At 71.1% G+C, this 20,592-nt stretch carries 16 protein-coding genes, 1 tRNA gene and 1 pseudogene; 7 read left to right on the top strand and 11 right to left on the bottom strand.

What is annotated here, in order from left to right; all coding sequences use genetic code 11:
* Positions 1-62: 62 nt before the first annotated feature.
* Together ACWDAS_RS11370 and ACWDAS_RS11365 are read right to left on the bottom strand one after the other, a co-directional pair.
* Positions 63-815 (bottom strand): YcnI family copper-binding membrane protein, encoded by a 753-nt coding sequence (locus ACWDAS_RS11370; RefSeq protein WP_450388644.1) that lies wholly within the window; start codon positions 813-815, stop codon positions 63-65.
* Positions 816-911: 96 nt separating this feature from the next.
* Positions 912-1,649, bottom strand: coding sequence for a hypothetical protein (locus ACWDAS_RS11365; protein ID WP_450388643.1), 738 nt, complete (start codon positions 1,647-1,649; stop codon positions 912-914).
* A 212-nt stretch (positions 1,650-1,861) separates the two neighbouring features.
* On the opposite strand from ACWDAS_RS11365, the gene ACWDAS_RS11360 reads away from it, so the two are divergent.
* Entirely contained in the window at positions 1,862-2,308 is a 447-nt protein-coding gene (locus tag ACWDAS_RS11360; protein ID WP_450388641.1) for an ATP-binding protein, read from the top strand.
* 82 nt (positions 2,309-2,390) lie between these two features.
* Here ACWDAS_RS11360 and ACWDAS_RS11355 read toward each other — a convergent pair whose 3' ends face one another.
* Both ACWDAS_RS11355 and ACWDAS_RS11350 read right to left on the bottom strand, forming a co-directional pair.
* Entirely contained in the window at positions 2,391-3,878 is a 1,488-nt protein-coding gene (locus tag ACWDAS_RS11355) for an aminopeptidase P family protein (RefSeq protein WP_450388639.1), read from the bottom strand.
* Between the two features lie 75 nt (positions 3,879-3,953).
* Positions 3,954-5,321 (bottom strand): PP2C family protein-serine/threonine phosphatase, encoded by a 1,368-nt coding sequence (locus ACWDAS_RS11350; RefSeq protein WP_450388637.1) that lies wholly within the window; start codon positions 5,319-5,321, stop codon positions 3,954-3,956.
* Positions 5,322-5,934: 613 nt separating this feature from the next.
* Between ACWDAS_RS11350 and ACWDAS_RS11345 the strand changes: the two genes are divergently transcribed.
* Together ACWDAS_RS11345 and ACWDAS_RS11340 are read left to right on the top strand one after the other, a co-directional pair.
* Complete coding sequence (locus ACWDAS_RS11345; protein WP_450388635.1) at positions 5,935-6,588, top strand: bifunctional DNA primase/polymerase; 654 nt, start codon at positions 5,935-5,937, stop codon at positions 6,586-6,588.
* A 147-nt stretch (positions 6,589-6,735) separates the two neighbouring features.
* A complete protein-coding gene (locus ACWDAS_RS11340) occupies positions 6,736-7,275 on the top strand; it encodes a hypothetical protein (protein WP_450388634.1) in 540 nt (179 codons plus the stop codon).
* A gap of 190 nt (positions 7,276-7,465) precedes the next feature.
* Here ACWDAS_RS11340 and ACWDAS_RS11335 read toward each other — a convergent pair whose 3' ends face one another.
* The 3 genes from ACWDAS_RS11335 to ACWDAS_RS11325 form a co-directional block, all read right to left on the bottom strand.
* A complete protein-coding gene (locus tag ACWDAS_RS11335; RefSeq protein ID WP_450388632.1) occupies positions 7,466-8,437 on the bottom strand; it encodes a DUF5926 family protein in 972 nt (323 codons plus the stop codon).
* 110 nt (positions 8,438-8,547) lie between these two features.
* Complete coding sequence (locus ACWDAS_RS11330; protein ID WP_450388630.1) at positions 8,548-9,069, bottom strand: ATP-binding protein; 522 nt, start codon at positions 9,067-9,069, stop codon at positions 8,548-8,550.
* Between the two features lie 158 nt (positions 9,070-9,227).
* Positions 9,228-10,109 (bottom strand): glycerophosphodiester phosphodiesterase, encoded by an 882-nt coding sequence (locus ACWDAS_RS11325; protein WP_450388629.1) that lies wholly within the window; start codon positions 10,107-10,109, stop codon positions 9,228-9,230.
* Between the two features lie 155 nt (positions 10,110-10,264).
* Here ACWDAS_RS11325 and ACWDAS_RS11320 point away from each other — a divergent pair, with 155 nt between their 5' ends.
* A complete protein-coding gene (locus ACWDAS_RS11320) occupies positions 10,265-11,848 on the top strand; it encodes a S1C family serine protease (protein WP_450388628.1) in 1,584 nt (527 codons plus the stop codon).
* A gap of 60 nt (positions 11,849-11,908) precedes the next feature.
* Positions 11,909-11,995 (top strand) — tRNA-Ser (locus tag ACWDAS_RS11315).
* Positions 11,996-12,130: 135 nt separating this feature from the next.
* Here ACWDAS_RS11315 and ACWDAS_RS11310 read toward each other — a convergent pair.
* Entirely contained in the window at positions 12,131-12,358 is a 228-nt protein-coding gene (locus ACWDAS_RS11310; protein WP_450388627.1) for a hypothetical protein, read from the bottom strand.
* Between the two features lie 379 nt (positions 12,359-12,737).
* Entirely contained in the window at positions 12,738-15,215 is a 2,478-nt protein-coding gene (locus tag ACWDAS_RS11305) for a SpoIIE family protein phosphatase (RefSeq protein ID WP_450388626.1), read from the bottom strand.
* A gap of 244 nt (positions 15,216-15,459) precedes the next feature.
* Between ACWDAS_RS11305 and ACWDAS_RS11300 the strand changes: the two genes are divergently transcribed.
* Positions 15,460-15,729, top strand: coding sequence for a hypothetical protein (locus tag ACWDAS_RS11300; RefSeq protein WP_450388625.1), 270 nt, complete (start codon positions 15,460-15,462; stop codon positions 15,727-15,729).
* Between the two features lie 637 nt (positions 15,730-16,366).
* Here ACWDAS_RS11300 and ACWDAS_RS11295 read toward each other — a convergent pair.
* Positions 16,367-16,849, bottom strand: coding sequence for a cupin domain-containing protein (locus ACWDAS_RS11295; RefSeq protein ID WP_450388624.1), 483 nt, complete (start codon positions 16,847-16,849; stop codon positions 16,367-16,369).
* A gap of 261 nt (positions 16,850-17,110) precedes the next feature.
* On the opposite strand from ACWDAS_RS11295, the pseudogene ACWDAS_RS11290 reads away from it, so the two are divergent.
* Positions 17,111-17,233, top strand: a pseudogene (locus ACWDAS_RS11290) (IS982 family transposase); the annotation flags it as partial.
* Positions 17,234-17,604: 371 nt separating this feature from the next.
* Here the strand turns inward: ACWDAS_RS11290 and ACWDAS_RS11285 are convergent.
* On the bottom strand, positions 17,605-20,583 hold the full coding sequence (locus tag ACWDAS_RS11285) for a hypothetical protein (protein ID WP_450388623.1): 2,979 nt from the start codon (positions 20,581-20,583) through the stop codon (positions 17,605-17,607).
* Positions 20,584-20,592 lie beyond the last annotated feature (9 nt).

Below are 20,592 nucleotides of genomic sequence, written 5' to 3'. Positions count from 1 at the left end.
ACTCGGTTGCGGCGCCGGGGCGGCCGCGGCACGTGCGCGACGGCCGCCCCGGCGATGGTGCGTCAGGCGGACGGGGTGCCCGTGCCGCGGCGGCGGCCGGCCAGTACGCCGAAGGCGACGCCGAGCACCCCCACCACGATGCCGACGACACCCAGCACGCGGGCCGTGGTGTCACCGGCGTCGTCCGACGCCGCCCGCTCGGAGTCGTCGTGCTCGCTCGCCGAGGCGGCCGCGGTGGCCTTGTCGTCGGCGGCGGAGGCGCCGTGGCTGTGGCCGTCGTCGGCCTCGTCGGAGAGCGTCAGCACGGGCGCCGGGTGCTCGGGCTCGGCCTGGCCCTCCTGCTGCTCCTCGATCCAGCGCACGACCTCCTTGTTGTCGTACGTCTGGAGCGTCTTGAAGACCAGCTGGCCGGCGTCGTCGGGCAGCGGGCCCAGGGAGACCGGGAACTGCTGGAACTCGCCCGGCTTGATCTGCCCGCCGCTCCAGGTGATCTTCGTGACGGCCTCGGTGATGTCGCCGTCGTCCGACTTCAGCGGGGTCTTGAGCTTGGTCTTGGCGACCTGCACGGTCCAGCCGGGCACCGGCTGGGTGGAGACCGAGGCGATCGGGTGGTCGGCCGGCAGGTTGACCTCGACCTTGATCGTCGTGGCCTTGTCGTCCTCGTTGGGGACCTTGAACGCGACCGTGCTGTAACCGCCCTTGGCGGCGGTGCCGGGCTGGACGCTCACGTGCGCGAAGGCGGGGACGGCGGTGGCGAGCAGGGCCGCCCCGGTGAGGGCGGCGAGGGCGGTGGCGCGGCGCATGACGGTGTTCATGATGCGAAGACTCCACTGTGACGGAGGAAGAGTGGCGGATGGCACGCGTGCGGCCCTCGCGACTCCGCCCTCATACGTCGGTGGAGCGGGTCGCGTTCAGGCCGCGGGGGCGCACGCGGGCGGGCCGCGCCTGGCCATGCTGTGCCGCAGCAGTACGGTGCGCGGCGCGCCGCCGGTGTCCCCGGCGTGGCGCGGGGCCGGCACGGCGGCGGGCGCCGCCGCGGTCCCGGTCAGCAGGACGCGTACGAGCGCGAGGGCGTGGCGCAGGGCGCCGCCCGACAGTTCCGCGAGCCCGCGGGCGGACAGCGCGAGCAGCCGCCACAGCGCGGCCTCGCCGCGGCGCAGCAGCCAGCCGGCGGTCACCGCGGCGAGCGCGTGCCCGAGCAGCATGGGAAGGCTGTAGGAGAGCAGCGTGCTCTCGGCGGCCGTAGGGGGCATTCCGGCCATGCCGGCCATTCCGCCCATGTGGCCCACCCCGGCCATGCCGTGCGCATGGGCGGAGAGCCGGGTCGCCTGTTCGTCGCAGAGCAGCCGCCCGGCGATCTCGGCGAGCCCGCCGCCGCGTCCGCAGACCCCGCCCGCGTTGAACAGCACGTGCAGCGCGAGTTGTCCGGCCGCGAGACCGGCCGCGATCGCCGGCATCGAGCGCTCCCGCCCGGCGAGCGGCGCGGCGACCGCGAAAACGGTCAGCCAGCCCACCACCAGCGTCCAGCCGGGCACCCCGTGCCCCGACACCAGCATGTGCGCGCCCGCGGACAGCACCACGCAGACCGCGGTGAACACCGCGGCCCGCAGCAGTCGCAGATCGGCGCCGGCGCGCACGGGAGAAGACATGACGGGCGTCATCCTCTCACCGCGCGCTCCTCTTGCGTACCGCGGGTCCCGTAGGGCGGCGGTCTGTGCTACGGCGCCCGGCGCCGTTCCTACACCCGCCTACGGAGCCGTCGCATCCGCCGTATGGCTGGCATCACGTCAACGCCACGCTTACCGACCGTGTTTCGGGGCAATACGTATCGGTATGTCGAGCCGCAGCCAGGAGGCTGAGCATGAGCATCTGGTGGTCCCTCCACTTGCGGCGCGAGGCTGCGAGCGTGCCGCTCGCCCGCCGGCTCCTGCTGGGGACGATGGAGACGGCCGGGGTCGACCCCGACATCTCCTACGACCTGTCCGTCGCCCTCACCGAGGCCTGTGCCAACGCCGTTGAGCACGCGGCCCACGGCGAGTACCGGGTCACCGCCCGCATCGAGGGCGACCGCTGCCGCATCGAGGTGGCGGACTCCGGACCGGGCTTCGCCCCGGATCTGCGCCGCACCCACCACTCCGTACGACCGCTGGCGAAGAAGGACCAGCACGCCGAGCACGGGCGCGGGCTGTTCCTGATCGAGGCGCTCGTGGACCATGTCCACTTCCACAACCGTCCCGGGCACGGGGCGGTGGTCAGCTTCGACAAGATCCTCAAGTGGCGGGACGACTCGCTGCTCAAGGTGGGCTAGCGCGGGGCACGGTCCACACGCCACGAAGGCCGGGACCGCGCGGAACTCCGCGCGACCCCGGCCTTCGTGGCGTGCGGCGGGGTCAGCCCTTGAGGCCGGCCATCCAGGCCTCGACCTCGTCGGATCGGCGCGGCAGGCCCGCGCTGAGGTTCCGGTTGCCGTCCTCGGTGACGAGGATGTCGTCCTCGATGCGGACGCCGATGCCGCGGTACTCCTCCGGCACGGTCAGGTCGTCGGCCTGGAAGTACAGGCCCGGCTCGACCGTGAGGACCACGCCCGGCTCCAGGGTGCCGTTGACGTAGGTCTCGGTGCGGGCGGCGGCGCAGTCGTGGACGTCCAGGCCCAGCATGTGGCCGGTGCCGTGGAGGGTCCAGCGGCGCTGGAGGCCGAGCTCCAGGACGCGGTCGACCGGGCCCTCCAACAGGCCCCACTCGACCAGCTTCTCCGTGAGGACGCGCTGGGCGGCGTCGTGGAAGTCGCGGTAGGCGGCGCCGGGGCGGACGGCGGCGATGCCGGCCTCCTGGGCCTCGTACACGGCGTCGTAGATCTTGCGCTGGATGTCGCTGTACGTGCCGTTGACCGGCAGCGTGCGCGTGACGTCGGCGGTGTAGAGGCTGTGGGTCTCCACACCGGCGTCGAGCAGCAGCAGGTCGCCGGAGCGGACCGGACCGTCGTTGCGGACCCAGTGCAGGGTGGTGGCGTGCGGGCCGGCGGCGCAGATGGAGCCGTAGCCGACGTCGTTGCCCTCGACGCGGGCGCGCAGGAAGAACGTTCCCTCGATGTAGCGCTCGGAGGTCGCCTCGGCCTTGTCCAGGACCCGGACGACGTCCTCGAAGCCGCGGACCGTGGAGTCGCAGGCGTTCTGCAGCTCGCCGATCTCCCACTCGTCCTTGACCAGCCGCAGCTCGGACAGGAACTCCTTCAGCTCGGCGTCGCGCTCCGCGGTGACCTTGTCGGTCAGCGCCGCCTCGATGCCCGCGTCGTAGCCGCGGACGACCCGGACCGGGCCGGTGGCCTCGCGCAACGCGTCGGCGACCTTGCGGACGTCGGCGCACGGCATGCCCAGCAGGAGCTCGCCCTCGGCCAGGCTGTGCCGGCGGCCGGTCCACAGCTCGCCCTGTCCGTCCAGCCAGAACTCGCCGTTCTCGCGGGAGGAGCGGGGCAGCAGGTAGGCGGTGGCGTCGTGGGATCCGTCACCGTTGGGCTCCAGGACCAGGACGGCGTCCTGCGTCTGGTCGCCGGTGAGGTGGACGTACTCGCTGGCGGCACGGAAGGGGTAGTCCGTGTCGTTGGCACGGGTGCGCAGGTTGCCGGCGGGGATCACCAGCCGCTCGCCCGGGAAACGGGCGGACAGCGCCGCGCGCCGCTTGGCGGCGTACGGAGCCTGCTCGATCGGCTGCAGATCGCGCAGCTCGGTGTCGGCCCAGCCGGATTTCATCACTTCGGTGAGCTCGTCGGAGACGGCCGGGTACAGGCCGTTCTTCCGCTGCTTGATGGGCTCGTCGCCTTCCGGGGTCTCTCCCCCAGCCTGGCGGCTGGGCGGTGCCCCCAGAGCGCGGTCCTCGGCCACGTCATGCCTCCTCGCTGTAGACCACCCCATCGTAAGTGGGTGCGCGGGGTGACCGGCCGCGGTCCCCGGAGGCGGTCAGTCGAAGCGGGCGGCGAGCAGGACGACGTCCTCGGTGCGGTGGGGGTCCTCCCGGTCGTCGGGGAGCATGGTGTGCAGGACGTGTTCGACCAGCTGCGCGGGGTCGTCCCGGGCGGTGCGCGGGGCGGAGGCCGCGGCGGCGTGCAGGCGGGCGAAGGCACGGTCGACGGGATCGCCGGTGCGGTGCAGCAGGCCGTCGGTGTAGAGCAGCAGGGTCTCCCCGGCCAGTGCCCGGAAGTCGACGCTGGGCGCCTCCCAGCAGCTGAGCATGCCCAGCGGCGCCGACAGCGAGGTCTCCACGTACTCGACCCGGTGACCGCCGACGACCAGCGGAGGGCAGTGCCCGGCGCCGGCGAGCACGATCTTGCGGGAGGCGGGCTCCACGTACGCGAACAGCGCGGTCGCCGACCGGGCGGGCTCGGTCAGCCGCAGCAGCAGCTCCAGGTCGGACAGGACGGCGACCGGGTCCTCGCCCTCCATCACCGCGTACGCCCGCAGGGAGGCGCGCAGCCGCCCCATCGCGGCGACCGCGCCCATGCCGCCGCCGCTGACCCCGCCGACCGACAGGCCCAGCGCGCCCTCGGGCAGCGGCAGGGCGTCGTACCAGTCGCCGCCGCCCCCGACGGCCGGGCGGTGCCGTACGGCCATGCGGACGCCGGGGACCCGGGGCAGCCGGGTCGGCAGCAGTTCCTCGCGGAGGGTGGCGACGGTGGCACGGCTGCGGTCCAGTTCGAGCAGCCGGGCCAGGTGCTCGGTGGCGTACCGGCAGTACAGGCCGATGAGGTGGCGCTGGCGCTCCACGGGCTCGGCCGGCTCGTCGTAGAACCACAGGGCCGAGCCCAGCCGGCCGGCGGACTCGCCGGACAGCCGAAGGGCGTAGCTGGCGCCGAAGCCGAGCCGGAGGGCGACCTCGCGATGGCGCTGGTCGAGGCCGGGCTCGTGGCGCAGGTCGGTGTGGATCTCCTCGGCGGGCACCGCCTCGGGGGCGGCGGGCAGCGGGACGGTCTCCAGCGTGCCGAGGTCGGCCGGGCCGAGACCGAGGCCTACGACGGTGGCCGGACCGAGCCGGTCGGCGGGGGAGACCGCGGCCAGACCGCGCCGGGCGCCGACCAAGGCGCCTCCGGCGCGCAGCAGTTCGCGCAGGGCGTCCTCGAGGGTCGCGGTCCTGGCCAGGCACTCGGTGAGCTCGTGCAGCGTGGTCAGGTCGGAGACCCAGGAGGCCAGTCTGTCCTGGACGGCGGTGAGTTGGCCGACCGGATCCAGCGTCCCGGAATGTGCGTTCGGGTCGTCCGGCTGGGATTGTTGTTCGACCGAGGGGGAGGAAGTGTGCGCCGGTGTCGGAATGGGTGAGTCGATTCCGGCCACTTTCGGTAGGCGCGCGGCGCTCATGGCCGCCGGCTTTCACGATCTTTGTCGTGCCGCGGCGGCGGCTCCACAGAGCAGCGCATTTCTGTCAATAGCATTGCAAACCCCCAAGCTCATGCTGCGCCGCTATCAATGGATTCCCTTCTACCGCCTACTCGTGGGTGTGTCCAGGATTGCCCAGGTGACAGGGCTGGTGTCGGCGAGTCCGGGTAGACGCATGACTATGGCCGAAAAAGGGCACCGCGTGCCACAATTAGTTGTCGACTGAAGGGGTTCGACAGCGCGTCATATCCGCCGTAGTGGGTACGTACCGGATGGGAGTTGGCGGCCTCAGGAACCCGGCGCCCCTGTCAGGGCGTCATAGACGGAGACGGCCGACCCTCCCCCCATGGCGGGGTGTTGCACAGCCAGCGGGACCGCACACAGCAGCAAACGCAAGCACACGCAGCAGTTCCCAGCACTCCGCAGGACGAACAAGCGCCAGTGTGCGCCACCCCCCGCCACGTTCCACGCTCGGCTCGAGACGTGATGCGCTGCCTCGTAAGCGGTGTGTTCCAGATTACGTTGTGTCATGGGCAGATCCCTGAGCGCTAACGGAAAGGAACGAGCGCAGATGCGCGAGATCCTCGGAAAGCGACGCAAGAGCAGTCCGGAGCTGCTGCGTGCGGCGCTCACCTGCGCCGAGCGGTGGCAGTGGCCCGTGGTCCCCGGAGCCGGTACGGACGCACGCGGCGGATGCGCCTGTCTGCGCCCCGACTGCCCGGTGCCGGGCGCCCATCCGCATGATCCGGGCCTCCTCGCGGCGACCCGCGATCCACGGATGGTCCGCTGGTGGTGGACGCAGCGGCCGGACCAGCCGCTCGTGCTCGCCACGGGCGACCGGGTATCGGCGGTGAGCCTGCCGTCCGTCGCCGGGGCGCGGGCGCTGGGCGTCTTCGGCAGGCAGGGGGTGCGCACCGGCCCGGTCGTGGCCACCCCCACGCGCTTCGCGGTGCTGGTGCGGCCCTACTCCCTGGAGGAACTGGGCGAGTTGCTCGACCGTCACGAATGGGTGCCGACCTCGCTGCGCTTTCACGGCCAGGGCGGCTATCTCGTCCTGCCGCCGTCACCGGTGGGGCCCGGCGGCACCGCGGGGGCGCGCTGGGTCCGTCCGCCGGTGGTGGACGAGGGCGACTCGTCGCCGTGGCTGCCCAGCGTCCGGGTGATCGTCGACACCCTCGTGCAGGCGGGGCGTACGGCCCCGGACGGCAGCCGGCTCTCGTACTGACACCGGCTCCCTTGCCGGAGCGCCGACGCATGTGACGGCTGCCGGTCCCCGGCGGCCGTCACTCGTTCGGGTTGGAGCGGGGGCCGCTGTCCGGCGAACGGGCAACGGCCCCCGTTCCATGTCCGTTTCTCCCGCTATGTTCTGCGCATGATGCGTGCGCCGAACCTGCGGATGACCGCCCTCGCCACGGTCGTGACGGTCGCCGCGCTGCTGCCCCTGACCGGCGCCACCGCGGGGCCCCTCGTGCCCTCCGTGCCCGCCGTGCCCGTGGACGTGACCGCGGCGGTCACCGAAGACGAGCTTTTGTCAAGCGATTCCAGTGTGTTCGACACCCTGCCGAAGCTGGCCGAATCCGAACGCCAGACCGCATCCTGCGGTCCCCAACTGACCTCCCCCGAAGGCCTGCGGGCGCAGACCTGCACCATCGGCGAGGACGGCGACACCTGGGCGCGCACCTACTACGACAACACCACGGGCCGGCCCCTGGACGGTGTGCTGACCCTCATGCGGCCCGACGGACGGACCGTGCAGGCGCGGTGCGTCATCGCCGCGAAGGGGCGGAGCGGGAGCTGCGAGACGCCGCGCGAACCGACGGTCGCGGGAGCGGCGGAGCCGTACATGGCGGTGGCGGAGATCGCCGAGAAGGGCGGGGAGCGCCCGCTGCTGCGCAGCGGGTCCGCGCATTGAAACGTCCGGTCGCTGGCGACGGGGGATGCACCAGCGACCGGACTGTTCAAACGGTAACAAGACTTCGCCCGTACGCAAATCCGGGGCACGGGTTCCGGCCCTGGTTCCACCTCCGGCCGGGGGTGGCTGTGACCAGGATCACCAACCGGCGATCATGGCCTGAACTGCGGCTACCGGCGCAGAAGACCGGTCAGCTGAGGGTGATCTGCCGGTTGGTGAAGCCGCTGCGCGCCCGGCGCTCGTCCGCCGTCAGCGGCGTCGTCCGCTCCAGCGCCTCGGCCAGCCGCTCGCCGAAGGCCGCCGCCGGCTTCTCGACCTCGTCCGCAGACACGCCCGCCGGCAGGTCCCACACCGGGACGACCAGCCCGTGCGCCCGGAACGAGCCGACCAGCCGGGTGCCCTCGCCCAGCGACGAGGCGCCCGCGGCGTGCAGCCGGGCGAGCGCGTCCAGCAACTGCTCCTCCGGGTGCGGCATCACCCAGCGCAGGTGGTTCTTCTCCGGGGTCTCGCACCAGTACGCCGCGTCCACCCCGGTCAGCCGGACCGTCGGGATCACGGCCGCGTTCGCCCGCTCCAGCGAGGCGGCGACCTCGCCGGTGGCCGACTCCGCGTTCTCCAGCCAGAATTCGAACCCGGTGTGCACCACCGGCTCGAACGCGGCGTCCAGGTCCAGCAGGTCCTGCAGCCGCGGGCCCTCGGGGGCCGGACGCCCCCCGGCCACCGGGTTGCCCGGCTCCGCATCGAGCGCGCGCAGCAGGGTGTCGGCGAGATCCCGGCTGATGTCCCCGGAGGCGGTGTCGTTCTGCAGCCCGAGCAGCACGGCGCCGGTGTCACGGCGCAGTCCCGGCCAGGCCATCGGCAGCACGGTCGCCAGCGTGACCGACGGCACGCCCTCCGGCAGCGGGTCCCTCAGCGTCAACCGGGCCGTGGCGGCGGGGACCAGCTCGCGCAGCGCCACCCAGTCGCACTCGTTGGGGAGCCCCTCGAACGGCCGCCGCACCAGCTCGGTCACCGCGTGCGCCGCCTCACGGCCGTGGCACGCCTTGTAGCGCCGCCCCGAGCCGCACGGGCAGGGCTCCCGGGCCCCGACGACAGGGATCTCCCCGTCGGCGATCTGCGGGCGGGCGGGGGCCTTCGTCTTCGTCGGGCGCTTCTTCGCCATGGCTCGATCTCTCCCGGTAACGGCGGTGTTCCGGCCGTGAGCCTAGCGCCACGCCGTCCGCGGTCAGGGGAGGTCGCGCCCGGGGAGGCCGGGCAACTGCGCCGCGGGGCCTACGGGAGGTCGTCGAAGGGGTCCGCGAAGTCGATCGGGATGTCGAGTTGGGGCGCGAGGTCGTCACGCCGCGCGTGACGGCTGCGCACCGCCAGCATCGCCCACACGGTGACCTCGCCGGGGGCGTCGCGCACACCCCAGCGCAGCGACAGGTTCCGTACGATGCCGAGCCCGCGGCCGCCGCGGGCGGTGAGTGAGGGACTGGCCGGAAGTGGGCGGGTCGGCCCGCCGCCGTCGGTGACCTCCACCGTCAGCAGCCCGTCCTCGTCGATCCGCCAGGCGGCCCTGATGCCGCTCTCGTTGGAGGACGGCGCGTCCTCGCCCAGCGGCCGGGCGTGCCGGCAGGAGTTGCTCAGCAACTCGGAGAGGATGAGCACGGCGTCGTCGACCACCGGTTCCGCGACCCCGTACGCACACAGTTCCTTGCGCAGCCTGCGCCGTGCCTCGGCCACGCCCCCCGGACCATGAGGCAGGGCCATGGTCGAGGACGTCGGCACCTCCTGGGCCACCACCAACGCCACCCCCGAGACCTCCTTCACCCCACGCCACGGGATGGATGCCCTGTCCTTCTGCGCCGGAAACCGGCCAACTGCGATCTCTTGGGGCACACACAACGATCGGACAGGTTCCGAACGCGCCGGTGCACACCGCCCGGGGAACGGGATCGTCCGTTTTCCCTTCAGCCGCGCCCGAGTTGGGCCAGCACCTGCTTGGGGCGGTCGGTGATGACCGCGTCGACGCCGAGCCGCGCGCAGAGTTCGACGTCCTCGGGTTCGTTGACCGTCCACACGTGCACCCGGCGCCCCGCGCGGTGCAGCCGCTCCACGTAGTCCGGGTGGGAGCGCAGGATGCGGATGCTCGGCCCGGCGATCCCCACCCCGGCCGGCAGCCGGCCGTCGCGGTGCCGGGGCAGCACGTACTGCATCAGGAGGACGGTCGGCAGATCGCGGGAGGCCAGCCGGATCCGGCGCAGCGAACGCGGGGAGAAGCTCATCACGCGGACCCGGGACGGCTCGCCCGGCTCGGGCCACAGCATCCCGAACCGGTCCAGCAGTTCCACCAGCCGCTCCTCGACCTGGCCCGCCCAGCGCGTGGGGTGCTTGGTCTCGATCGCCAACTCCACCCGGCGGCCGGTGTCCGCGACCAGTTCCAGCAGCCGCTCCAGGGTCAGCACACGGCTGAGCTCGTCGGGGTCGGCGTCGAAGCGGTCGGGGGCCTCGGCATCGGCTTCGAGGAGGGAACGGATCTCCTTGGACGGGGAGGCGCGGCGCCGGGTGCCGCCGGCCCGCGCTCCGCCGCCCTGCGCCTTCCAGCTGCCGAAGTCCAGGGTGCGCAGATCGGCCAGCTCCAGCGCGGAGACCGCGCCCCGCCCGTTGGAGGTGCGGTTCACCCGGCGGTCGTGGACGCAGACCAGGGTGCCGTCGGCGGTGAGGCGTACGTCGCACTCCAGGGCGTCCGCGCCGTCCTCGATCGCCTTGCGGTAAGCGGCGAGCGTGTGCTCCGGGGCGTCCTCCGACGCTCCCCGGTGCGCCACGACCTGGATCGCGCGGAGATCAGTCACCGGGCTATGGTGCCATCCGCCGGACCGGGAACGGCCGCTGCTTACGGCGGTCTGACACCCGGTGGGAAAAGCTGTGTCCATCCTGTCGGTCGTCGTACGTACCGTAGCCGTAGCCGTACGCACGGCACACAACGCATAATCCGAGGAGAACAGCCGTGAGCACCGAGAACGAGGTCGGCCCGGTTCCGGCGGCGCTGCCGACGCAGCCGCCCGCAGCCGCTGAGCCCACCGCTCCCGCTGCGCCTCCCGCGCCTCCGGCTGCGCCGCCGGCCGCTTCCCCGGCCCAGGCGGCTCCGGCGGCGCCTCCGGCGCCCGTGTCTCCCACGCCCGCCGCGGCCGCGCCGCCGGCCGGTCCTCCCGCCGCGCCCCAGCCCGCTCCTCAGGCCACCCCCGCGGCGCCTCCGGCCGACGCGCCCACCGCGCCCCAGGCCGCCGTGCCCCAGGCCACCCCGGTCCATCCGGCCGGCCCCGCGGCGCCTCAGGCCGACCCGCAGACCGCGCCCCTGCCGCCGGTCGCGGCGCCGCCCACCCAGCCGTACGGCGGTCCCGCGGGGCCCTCGGGCCCCATGGGTCCCTCCGGCCCCGTCGGCCCCGTCTGGGGGACCCCCGTGCCCGCCGCCCCCGCGCCCAAGAAGCGCGGCAACGGCGGCCTGGTCGCCGCCGTCCTGGTCGCCGCGCTCGTCGCGGGCGGCATCGGCGGCGGCGTCGGCTTCTGGGCCGCCGACCGCAACGACAGCGCCGCCTCCACCACCGTCTCCTCGGCCGGCAACCCCAAGGACCTCAGCCGCGCCGCCGACTCGGTCGCGGGCATCGCCAAGCAGGCCCTCCCCAGCGTCGTCACGATCGAGGCCTCCGGCCGCCAGGAGAGCGGCACCGGCACCGGCTTCGTCTACGACAAGGAAGGCCACATCCTCACCAACAACCACGTCGTCGCCCCCGCCGCCGACGGCGGCAAGCTCACCGCGACGTTCTCCGACGGCAAGAAGTACGAGGCCGAGGTCGTCGGTCGCGCCCAGGGCTATGACGTCGCCGTCATCAAGCTCAAGGGGGTCACCCCCGACAAGCTCACCCCGCTCGCGCTGGGCGACTCCGACAAGGTCGCCGTCGGCGACTCCACCATCGCCATCGGCGCCCCCTTCGGTCTTTCCGGAACCGTCACCACCGGCATCGTCAGCGCGCTGCACCGTCCCATCGCCTCCAGCGACGGCGCGGGCTCCAACGCCTCCTACATGAGCGCCATACAGACCGATGCCTCGATCAACCCCGGCAACTCCGGAGGCCCCCTGCTCAACTCCGAGGGAGCCGTCATCGGCATCAACTCGGCCATCCAGTCCACCGGCGGCAACGACGGCACCTCCCAGTCGGGCAGCGTCGGCCTGGGCTTCGCCATCCCCATCGACCAGGCCCGCCGGGTCGCCGAGGGCCTGATCAAGACCGGCCAGCCCATCTACGCCGTCATCGGCGTCCACGTCGACTCCAGCTACAGCGGCGAGGGCGCCAAGATCGCCACCGGGGCCGACGCGGTCACCTCCGGCGGCCCCGCCGACGCGGCGGGCCTGCGCTCCGGCGACGTCATCACCAAGTTCGACGACACCGTGGTCGACTCCAGCCCCACCCTCATCGGCGAGATCTGGCAGCACGAGCCGGGCGAGAAGGTCACCCTCACGTACATCCGTGACGGCCAGACCCACACCGCCACCCTCACGCTCGGCGAACGCAAGGGCGACAGCAGCAGCTGAGCCGACCCGTTAGGCTGTCCCCGCGCCGCCCCGGCCCGGCAACCCGGAACGGCGGCGCGGGGAGAGTTGCCCGAGCGGCCTAAGGGAACGGTCTTGAAAACCGTCGTGGCAGCGATGTCACCGTGGGTTCAAATCCCACACTCTCCGCAATGGCAGCAAAGGCAATGGTCAGAAGGGGTGCCCTAGACACGGGGGCACCTCTTCTGACGTTCACCCTGTCTCACCGTGGATCGGCCATATCCCGGTTTCGACCAGGGCGTATGGCCAACCCGCGGCCAGGATTCACGGCGTCGGACGGTCGTCCCGGTCCTGCTCTGCGAACCCCTTGTCGATCAGCTCGTTCATGCGCTCTTCCTCGCCGTCCAGCACCTTCGCGTCGTAGCGCTGGAGTACGGCGATGCTCTGTCCGGCCCGGCGTGCCGTCTCGGCAAGGCTGACGCCGGAGCGCAGCCAGAAGGACACGCACGCGTGCCGCAGGCCGTACGGGATGAGTGCGAGCGGTGACGCCACCTGAGCTGGTGTGAGGGCGCGCGTGCGTGGCTCTTTCCATACGTATTCCTGTGACCGGACGGGCCCACCTCGGGCGGCGCGGAACATTCGGCCATCGTCGCCCGTGCCGAACTGCTCGATATGCCGGCGCAGCAGTGCGACCAGGACGGGCGGGATTGGCACGCCGGGAGCGGTGCTTGAGTCCGCGTCCCTCGTACGGCTTCCCGTCTGCACTGTTCGGCGCTGAGCACAGAGACTTCCCGGAGTGAATTGGTAGATCGCCTCTCGCAGCGCTCTGACCTGTGGCGGAGTCTGTCAGAGGGTGTCAGCGGCACAGAGTGTGCCGGAGGTGTGTCGGACGCCCCCGCGAAGCCCGCTTCGCGAGGTCGGTGGGTTCGCCTCAGGTACGAGCCGATCGGGGCCCGGATGTGCGGGGGAGGTCTTGTTCGGCCCAGACGACCTTGCCGCCCGGTATCGAGCGGGAGCCCCACCTGCGGGACAGCTTGGTGACGAGGAAGAGGCCGCGGCCGTTCTCGTCCGTGGTGCGTGCGCGACGCGGGCGCGGGATGCAGGAATCGGTGTCGGACACTTCGCAGGTCAGGACTTGGTGTCGGATGAGCCGCAGCCCGATCTGTCCGCTGCCGTGGCGGATGGCGTTGGTGACGAGTTCGCTGACGATCAGTTTCGTGGCGTCTTCAAGACCTTCCAGGCCCCATTCCGTCAGTTGACGGGCTGCAAGGTTGCGGGCGCTGCAGACGGCCGCCTGGTCACTGGGCAGTGTCCAGGAGGCTATCCGGCTCGGGCTGAGGGAGCGGGCGCGGACGAGGAGAAGCGTGATGTCGTCGCACGGCGCGTGGTCCGGAAGGGTTCGTGTTGCGGTGTCGCAGAGTTCTTCCAGGGAGCGGTCCGGTTGTGCGAGGGCGCCGCCCAGGCGGTGCATTCCCTCTTCGATGTCGTGGCTGCGGGTCTCGATCAGGCCGTCGGTGTACAGGGCCAGGAGGCTTCCCTCGGGCAGTTCCATCTCCACGGCCTCGAAGGGGTCCCCCAGCCCGATGCCCAAGGGAGATCCGCTGGGCAGGTCGGGGAAGGTGACCCGGCCCAGGGGGTCGACGACCGCGGGCGGTGGGTGCCCGGCCGCTGCCATGGTGCACCGGCGGGTGGCCGGGTCGTAGATCGCGTACAGGCAGGTGGCGCCCGTCACCGCCGGGATCTGGTCCGGGAGATCGCAGTCTTCCTCGCCCAGTCGCTGGACCGTGTCGTCGAGGTGGGTCAGCAGTTCGTCGGGGGGCAACTCCATGTCGGCGAGGGTGTGGACCGCGGTGCGGAGCCTGCCCATGGTCGCGGCCGCGTGGAGGCCGTGCCCGACCACGTCGCCGACGACGAGCGCCACCCGCGCGCCGGACAGCGGGATCACATCGAACCAGTCGCCACCGACACCGTGGTTCACGTCCGCGGGCAGGTAGCGCGAGGCCACCTCGACCGCCGTGCCGCCCGTCAAATGGCGGGGCAGCAGATGGCGTTGCAGCGCGAGGGCTGCGGTGTTTTTGCAAGCGTACTGGCGGGCGTTGTCCAACGCCTGCGCGGCGCGGTCGACGAGTTCTTCGGCCAGGAGGAGATCGGCCTCATGGAACGGCACCGGGTCCTCGGTGCGGAAGAACACCGCCACGCCCAGCACGGCGCGCTGCGTGCGGATGGGTACGACCATCAGGGAGTGCATGCCGTTCTCGTGGATTTTCTGAGCCCGTGAAGGGTCCTGGTCGATCCATGTGCCCGCAGCCCTGTCCAGGATCGGCTCCAGGTGGGACCTCCCGGTGTGCAGGATGTCGGTGAGGGGTGAGGCGGGCGGCCTGAGGACTGGCTCACCGCGCTTCCATGGGGATTCTGGGACTCCTGGGTGGATCGAGGCCAGACCGGCACGTCGGAAAGCGGGGAGGCGCCCGCCTATCGAGCCTATGTGGAGCGGGGGCCCCTCGCCGAACGGGACCGACTGCTCCAGGTCCACGGCGACGTAGTCGGCGAGCAGAGGCACGGCAAGGTCGGCCAGTTCCTGGCTGGCCTGCATCACATCCAGGGTGCTGCCGAGACGTGCACTGGCCTGGCTGAGGACGGCGAGGCGCTCACGCGCCTGCCGGCTCGCGGTGACGTCGGCGCTGATGACGCACACCCCCAGCGATTCGCCGTCGGCGCCCTGGAGACACTGGAACGAAGCCGCGAACTGGTGCTCCGGGCCCTGGCTCGTCGGCAGCCACGTCCGGTACTCGTGGACCTTGGTCGCACCGTTTTGGAGGACCTGTCGCATCACCGCCTCGACTGTTTCGGCATTGGCACCGGGCAGTACCTCGGTGAATCGACGTCCGAGCCGTCGGGCACGCGGAAGGCCGTCGTGGCTCTCGGCAACGTCGTTCACGTAGGTGCACCGCAGCCGCCGGTCACGAATGCCGACACCGATCGGCGCGCGGGCGAGGAGGGGCCCCCGCACCGATCCGTCTATCCCGTCCCCGGCCTGCGGGACGGTGTCGGTCACGGACGCGAGCCATCGCGCTGTTCCGTCCTGACCTCGCAACATCGTGATCCGCAGGTTGACGTCGAGTACACGGCCGTCCCGGTGGCGCACCGCCGTCGCGCCCGACCAGCCGTTTTCGGCACGGCACTGCTCGACGAACGCTGATGTCGTCGTCGCTTCGCCGAAGGATGGCAGCACGAGTGCGGCGGACCGGCCCACGACCTGCCCGGCGGAGAATCCGACGAGCCGTTCGGCGATGTGTGTCCATGCGGCGACCGTCCCCTGCTCGTCGAACAGCGCGATTGCCGTGTCGGATATATCAGACGCGTTAACTTGCTTACCGAGTGTCACTGTGTCGAGGCTGGTCGTGGTCATCGAGTGCTGTCCTCGGGAGTCTGGGAGGGTCGGTGACACAGGGCTCGAACGATGTGCCCCTTTTGCGTCTGATGACCGAGTAAGGGCCGGCCTTGTGACAGCCCTGTGACTGATACTGCTCCCGTCATTCAGGCCGTCGTCGAGCTGCGGGCCGGATGGAGCTCAATGCCGGGGAGTAGCTCGATCGAGTGGCTGGTGCCGCGCGGGCTTGGCCCGGCCTGGCCATGTCCTCAGAGTCGAACATGTGAACGAATGGCGTGATGCGGTGGAGATGACGCCCCGGGAGCCGCCGCCGGCGTTCACCGAGTCCTTGCCAGACCACCGCCGCCAGCGTGTGGCGCTCCAGATCGACGGCCGCCGCCACCGCGCCTCGGTGGCCGAGCGCCGTGAGTACGCCGACGGCCGCGTCGCGGTTCACCTGACGCTGTGGCCCGCGCTGCGGGATGGCCGTCGGCGGGCCTGGTTCTGGTGGGACCCGGAGGTCTTCGAGGCCGCGCATCCTTCACCGCGGTGAGCCCGGTAGCGCAGCAACTCTTGGACGGCGACGCGGTCCGCATCCGGCGTCGCGAAGTCCCTCCGGACCAGATCCCGAAGTGCGAGGGCTTCGAGCCGGGGCAGCAGCCGCGCGTCGAGGTCCGCGTCGGTGGCCAGTGGCACCAGGGCCACGTCTGGCACAAGATCCGGTACCGGGACGGTCGTCAGGCGGTACAGGTGAAGGTGACGTTCCCGGAGGGCGACGGCTGGCCGGTGTCGTACTGGCGCACGTACTGGTGGGACCCAGAAGCCATCCGACAAGAAAAAAATCAAAAGCTGGGGAGGATTACGCCGGGAAGAGCCCTCGAAGGCGCATGCGTAATGCCTGCAGCGAGCTCGAGGGTGTTACTACCTTGCGCAACCGAGAACGTTCCCATATGGCAGACAAGGGATATTTCTGCGTTATTGGAGACACGCTTATGTGGCGACACGAGCTCCCGAGGGTGCGGGGCGCGCAATCACATGCTCTGACCATCTTGTGTAAAGCCGCAAGCGGAAACTTCAAGCAAGCTTCCCCCGGAAGCTCCCCAGCACATTCCTAGTGTGCGATGGCACCTGGCGGTCTCACGAGGAGCCGCCAGGTGGGACCGGGCCGGTGTGGCGCCCGGAGGGGCGGGCTACTCCACGAAGTACGAGTCGTGCTCGTCGAGGAACCTGGCTCGCTCCTCATCCGTGGCATGGGCCAACTGCGACAGTCCCTCGAAGTACTTCTCGCGCGGTGCGCCCGGTGCGAAGAGCAGCAGCATTTGAGCCGGCGCGTCGGAGTCGTTGCGGTAGGCGTGAAGTCCACCCTGCGGCACGTGCAAGAAGTCGCCCTTCTGCGCGTCGACCCACTCCTCGCCGTTGAAAAGGCGAACGGTTCCGTCGAGGATGAAGAACGACTCCGAGATGGACCGATGGAAATGCGTCTTGGGGCCGCCTGCCTTCGGACTCATCTCGACTCGGTAGAGTCCGAACTCGCCTCGTGTGGTGGCCGTGGTCGCCAGATAATGAATGGCGTCCTTGCCGGCCTCGCCGAGATTGGGTCCGGTGCTCTCCGGCCGGAAATTCGCGCTGATCTCGCCGCCATCTCCGAAATACACCTGCTTCGGGTACGACATATACACCATTCCCTACGTATGCTTGATGCAACGATGCATTGAGGGGGGCGTATGCAGGTCACCCCTCACGAAGTAGACCGGGTATGACCACCGTGTGTGACACATCGCATCACCGCAGTTCCAGGATCTCACGCGCGAGCCGCTGGTGCCGCTGTGAGGCGGTCGTCGCCGGCACCTGTCACAAATATGCTGTGTCCCCGGCCCTACCTATGCAGTAGTCATCCAAGCCAATACTTCGGCCGCGACTTCGAGCACCAGTTGGCCGCACCGGGTGGCGTGATCGCCCGTGTCACGGAGCGCATCCTCGCCCTGACCGCCGCGATCTGGCACAACGACCACACCGGCCAGCGCGTCCTTCGCTCACTGACCGCCTACGACCACTAACCGCAGACCCCTTGGAATTGATCAGCTAGGGTCCGTTGAGCCGTCGGATTGCTGCTGAGGGCCAGACTGGAGCCGCACGTCCCGGAACGCGACGCACGCGGACAGTTGGAAAGCGTGCTGGGAGCTGGCCCGCGGGGTACGCCAACGAGGTCGCCGGTTCGGCCCCGGCCCTGGCCACCAGTGCTGACCAGCACAAAGCCCCGGGCGAGTGAGCTCGCACGGGGCTTTTCCGTGCCCGGTTGACCGCAGTCTGACGGCGGCCGACCCGCAGAGCAGGTCACAGAACCCTGGGCCTGTCCCGCCGGATCCTGGCGGGCCCAGCTGTGGGAAGGCGGACTGTCAGGGTCTCCCGCAGCCGGGCGCCGGGTGGTTCAGCGGGTGATCATGACGGCGTCGAGATGTACGGTGGACCGGCCGGAGGCGCTGCCGGGAAGGACGCGCAGCTGGACCTTGTGCGTCTTGATCGTGGAACCGAGCGTGCAGGTGAAGACGACCTGTCGGTAGGCGGTCTTGGCTGCGTAGGTGTTCACCGTGCCCACGGTCGTGCCGTCCACGACGACCGCGAAGCGGCCGCCGTCGGCCTTCCGGGTCGCCACGATACGCAGCTGGGTGCCGTCGGCCGAGAAGGAGACGTAGGCGCCCGTGGTCGCGGAGGTGCGCTCGGTTCCAGCCCAGGCAGAGGCTGCCGTGACCGACTTCCATGTGCCCTTGTAGAGCAGTGCCGACGAGCGGTCGTCGACCGGGATGCCACTAAGTGCCGCCGGGCTCCACGGGCCGGTCTGACCGGCGTCGTCGTGGGCGCGGACGTAGAAGCGGTAGGTCAGACCGGCTACCGGCTTGACCGGGCTGCCGGACTTGCCGAAGACCGCCGACGTCGTGGTCGTGCCGGTGCGCCAGGTCTGCAGCGGCCCCAGCTTCCACACCCCCGTGGTGCTGCGGGTGGCGACCTTCCAGGCGACGTCGTAGGACTTCACACCAGGAGTCGTCGCCGACCAGGTGACCGGAACCTGCGCGGTCGTCGAAGCGGTAGCGGCCACGGTCGGCGCCTTGACCGACGCGGTGGGAACCTTCCGGCGCAGCACCACGCTGCCGGTGACCGCGGTAGCCGGAACGCTGGTCACCGTGTCCTTGGCCGTCAGCGTCCAGGTGTAAGAGCCCTCGGCCGCCTTGGCGCCCGAGTCGGTGGTGCCGGTCCAGACCGGCTTCACCAGACCGTCCGACGCCGTCCCGCTCAGGGAACGCACCAGCGTGGTGCCGGCTTTCAGGGTGAGCGTCCACGTGACCGGCCGGTTGTACCACCATGCCGGGTTCCAGGTGTCGGCCGAGCCGTCGCCATTGGGGCTGAAGCCGGTCGGGGCGGAAGTACTGCTGCGGGTCGGCGCGCCTGCCCACACCACGTGGGTGACCCCGTCGGTGCTCATCCAGGCAGCCCACGGCGCATCGCGGTCCACCGCCCACCGGTCGGCGGAGACACTGGTGGGTCGGTCCGGCAGGACGAACAGGGGACGGGCCGTGGCTCCCGCCACTCCCAGGACCTGCGCGCTCAGCGTGGGCTGGATGACACTGTCGGTCCTGCCGAAGGTGTACAAGACGTTCGTGCCCAGGATCGGGTCCTGCACCGATGCGTCCACGCTCATGCGGAACGTACTTCCGGCCTTGAGCAGGAGACTGCTGGTGAAGGGAGCCCCGCAGGGCGTCGCCAGGATCCAGGAGCCCCGTACCTGCAGGTCACCGGGTTGACAGTTAACCGTGGCGACAGTGCTCACCGTGCCGGTGGCCAGGTCGGTGCGCCGGATGGACCACCCGGAGCCATTGGCGGTGGAGGCGGAGGTGTAGAGGGCGCCTCCGTCAAGGGCGGAGCCGCCCGGCACATGCCTGCTCGCACCGCTGCTGACGGTCTGCAGCAGAGGTCCGGCGCTGGAGGCCGGGTCGCTGGACAGAACGTACTGGCCGTCGAAGGCCACCACCCGGGCGTCTGCGGTGTGCGGGAGGGCGACACCGACCCGCTTGCCGTCCTGGTAGACCTCGTAGCCACTGTCCTGATCGGTCAGGACCCGGCCGCCTGCGGCGGCCAGCGTGGAGTGCACGAGCCCGGAGGAGTAGGCCAGCACCCGCGACGGGCTGCCCGCCGAGGCGCCGGCCGCACCCACCGAGAGGTCGCTGGCGAGCAGCACGCCGTCCCGTCGGGAGGAGTCGTCGCTGGTGTAGAGGGTGCCGCCGGAGAGCGCCATGGCATCCAGCCGGGCCGGACCGGCAGGGATCGTGGTGGCATCGCCCGCGGCCGTGGACACCCGTCCGGCGACGAGAGTCTGGATCCGGGCGTCGGTGTCCGGCCGATAGAGCGACACCCGCATCCGGCCGTCGTCGCCCACCGAGATGGAGGTGAAGGTCCCGCCGAGATCTGCGGCCGGCGTGGAGCCGTCCCGGGACATGGCGAACAGTTCGTTGCCGCCGTCCGTCGGGCTCCAGCTGTACCAGGCGAGGGTGTCGTCGCTGATCCAGCGGACTCCGTCGACCGGCAGGGTGACGGTGGACGGGCCGTCGTCCGGCGCTGACCGCTGCCACTCCGTCAGGACAGCGCCGTCGACGAACCCCACCCGGCTGGGGGTGAACTCCAGGCCCTGCGGCAGCACCTGGGACGCGGGCTGGTCGACGGTGACCACGGCGGAGGATGCGAAGTCGACATACACCACGACGTACTGCCAGCTGGCGTTCTTCCTCAGCACCAGGGCGCCGTTCGCATCCGAGGCGAGGACCTCGTACTGCGAGTCGTCGGAGAGCAGCGTCCGGTCCTCGTTGCCAGGGGTACGCAGCAGCAGGCGTGCGCGATAGGCCGAGTCCTGCAGGTAGTTCTGCTCGACGAGAATGCCGTCACCGGCCTGCCCGCGGTAGTGCTCGGTGCCTTCCCCGAACCGGTCGTAGTCGACGGAGAGCGTGCTTTCGGCTCCGGAGTCCAGATGGCGGAGCGTGACGTGGTCGGCCAGGGCGCCATTGGGGTTTGTCGAGGTGGCGACAGCCACCACGCCGTTCTGCACGGACACCGGGGCGACCTGCACGGTGTCGGCGGTGTCGGCGAGCGGCCCGAGATCCTGGGGGGTGCCTCCCCGCGTCGCGAGCCAACCGTGGGGCCGGGCGTCGGCAGAGGTCTGCTGGCTCCAGACCACCACCTGCCCGGAACCGGATATCTGGTCCGCCGACGGCACGGAGCTCGGCCGGGCGGGCAGAGATGTCGCCACGTTCGTCACAGTCGCCGCTGCGGCTGTGGCGGGCGCCAGGGCGACGGCCTGCGGCAGCAGCAGTGCTCCGGTGACGGCCGCGATGGCGAGCTGATGACACTTGCGCGATGGCATAGCGCCGGG

Source organism: Streptomyces sp. NPDC001070, from assembly GCF_053598835.1.
Note: the sequence above shows the minus strand (reverse complement) of the source record. Positions and strands in the feature narration are given on the sequence as shown.

Bases quoted from the DNA above. Each gene is read 5' to 3' on its own strand.
- ACWDAS_RS11285 (WP_450388623.1), bottom strand. From the start codon at position 20,583: ATGCCATCGCGCAAGTGTCATCAGCTCGCCATCGCGGCCGTCACCGGA.
- ACWDAS_RS11345 (WP_450388635.1), top strand. From the start codon at position 5,935: ATGCGCGAGATCCTCGGAAAGCGACGCAAGAGCAGTCCGGAGCTGCTG.
- ACWDAS_RS11305 (WP_450388626.1), bottom strand. From the start codon at position 15,215: ATGACCACGACCAGCCTCGACACAGTGACACTCGGTAAGCAAGTTAAC.
- ACWDAS_RS11360 (WP_450388641.1), top strand. From the start codon at position 1,862: ATGAGCATCTGGTGGTCCCTCCACTTGCGGCGCGAGGCTGCGAGCGTG.
- ACWDAS_RS11365 (WP_450388643.1), bottom strand. From the start codon at position 1,649: ATGTCTTCTCCCGTGCGCGCCGGCGCCGATCTGCGACTGCTGCGGGCC.
- ACWDAS_RS11340 (WP_450388634.1), top strand. From the start codon at position 6,736: ATGATGCGTGCGCCGAACCTGCGGATGACCGCCCTCGCCACGGTCGTG.
- ACWDAS_RS11370 (WP_450388644.1), bottom strand. From the start codon at position 815: ATGAACACCGTCATGCGCCGCGCCACCGCCCTCGCCGCCCTCACCGGG.
- ACWDAS_RS11335 (WP_450388632.1), bottom strand. From the start codon at position 8,437: ATGGCGAAGAAGCGCCCGACGAAGACGAAGGCCCCCGCCCGCCCGCAG.
- ACWDAS_RS11295 (WP_450388624.1), bottom strand. From the start codon at position 16,849: ATGTCGTACCCGAAGCAGGTGTATTTCGGAGATGGCGGCGAGATCAGC.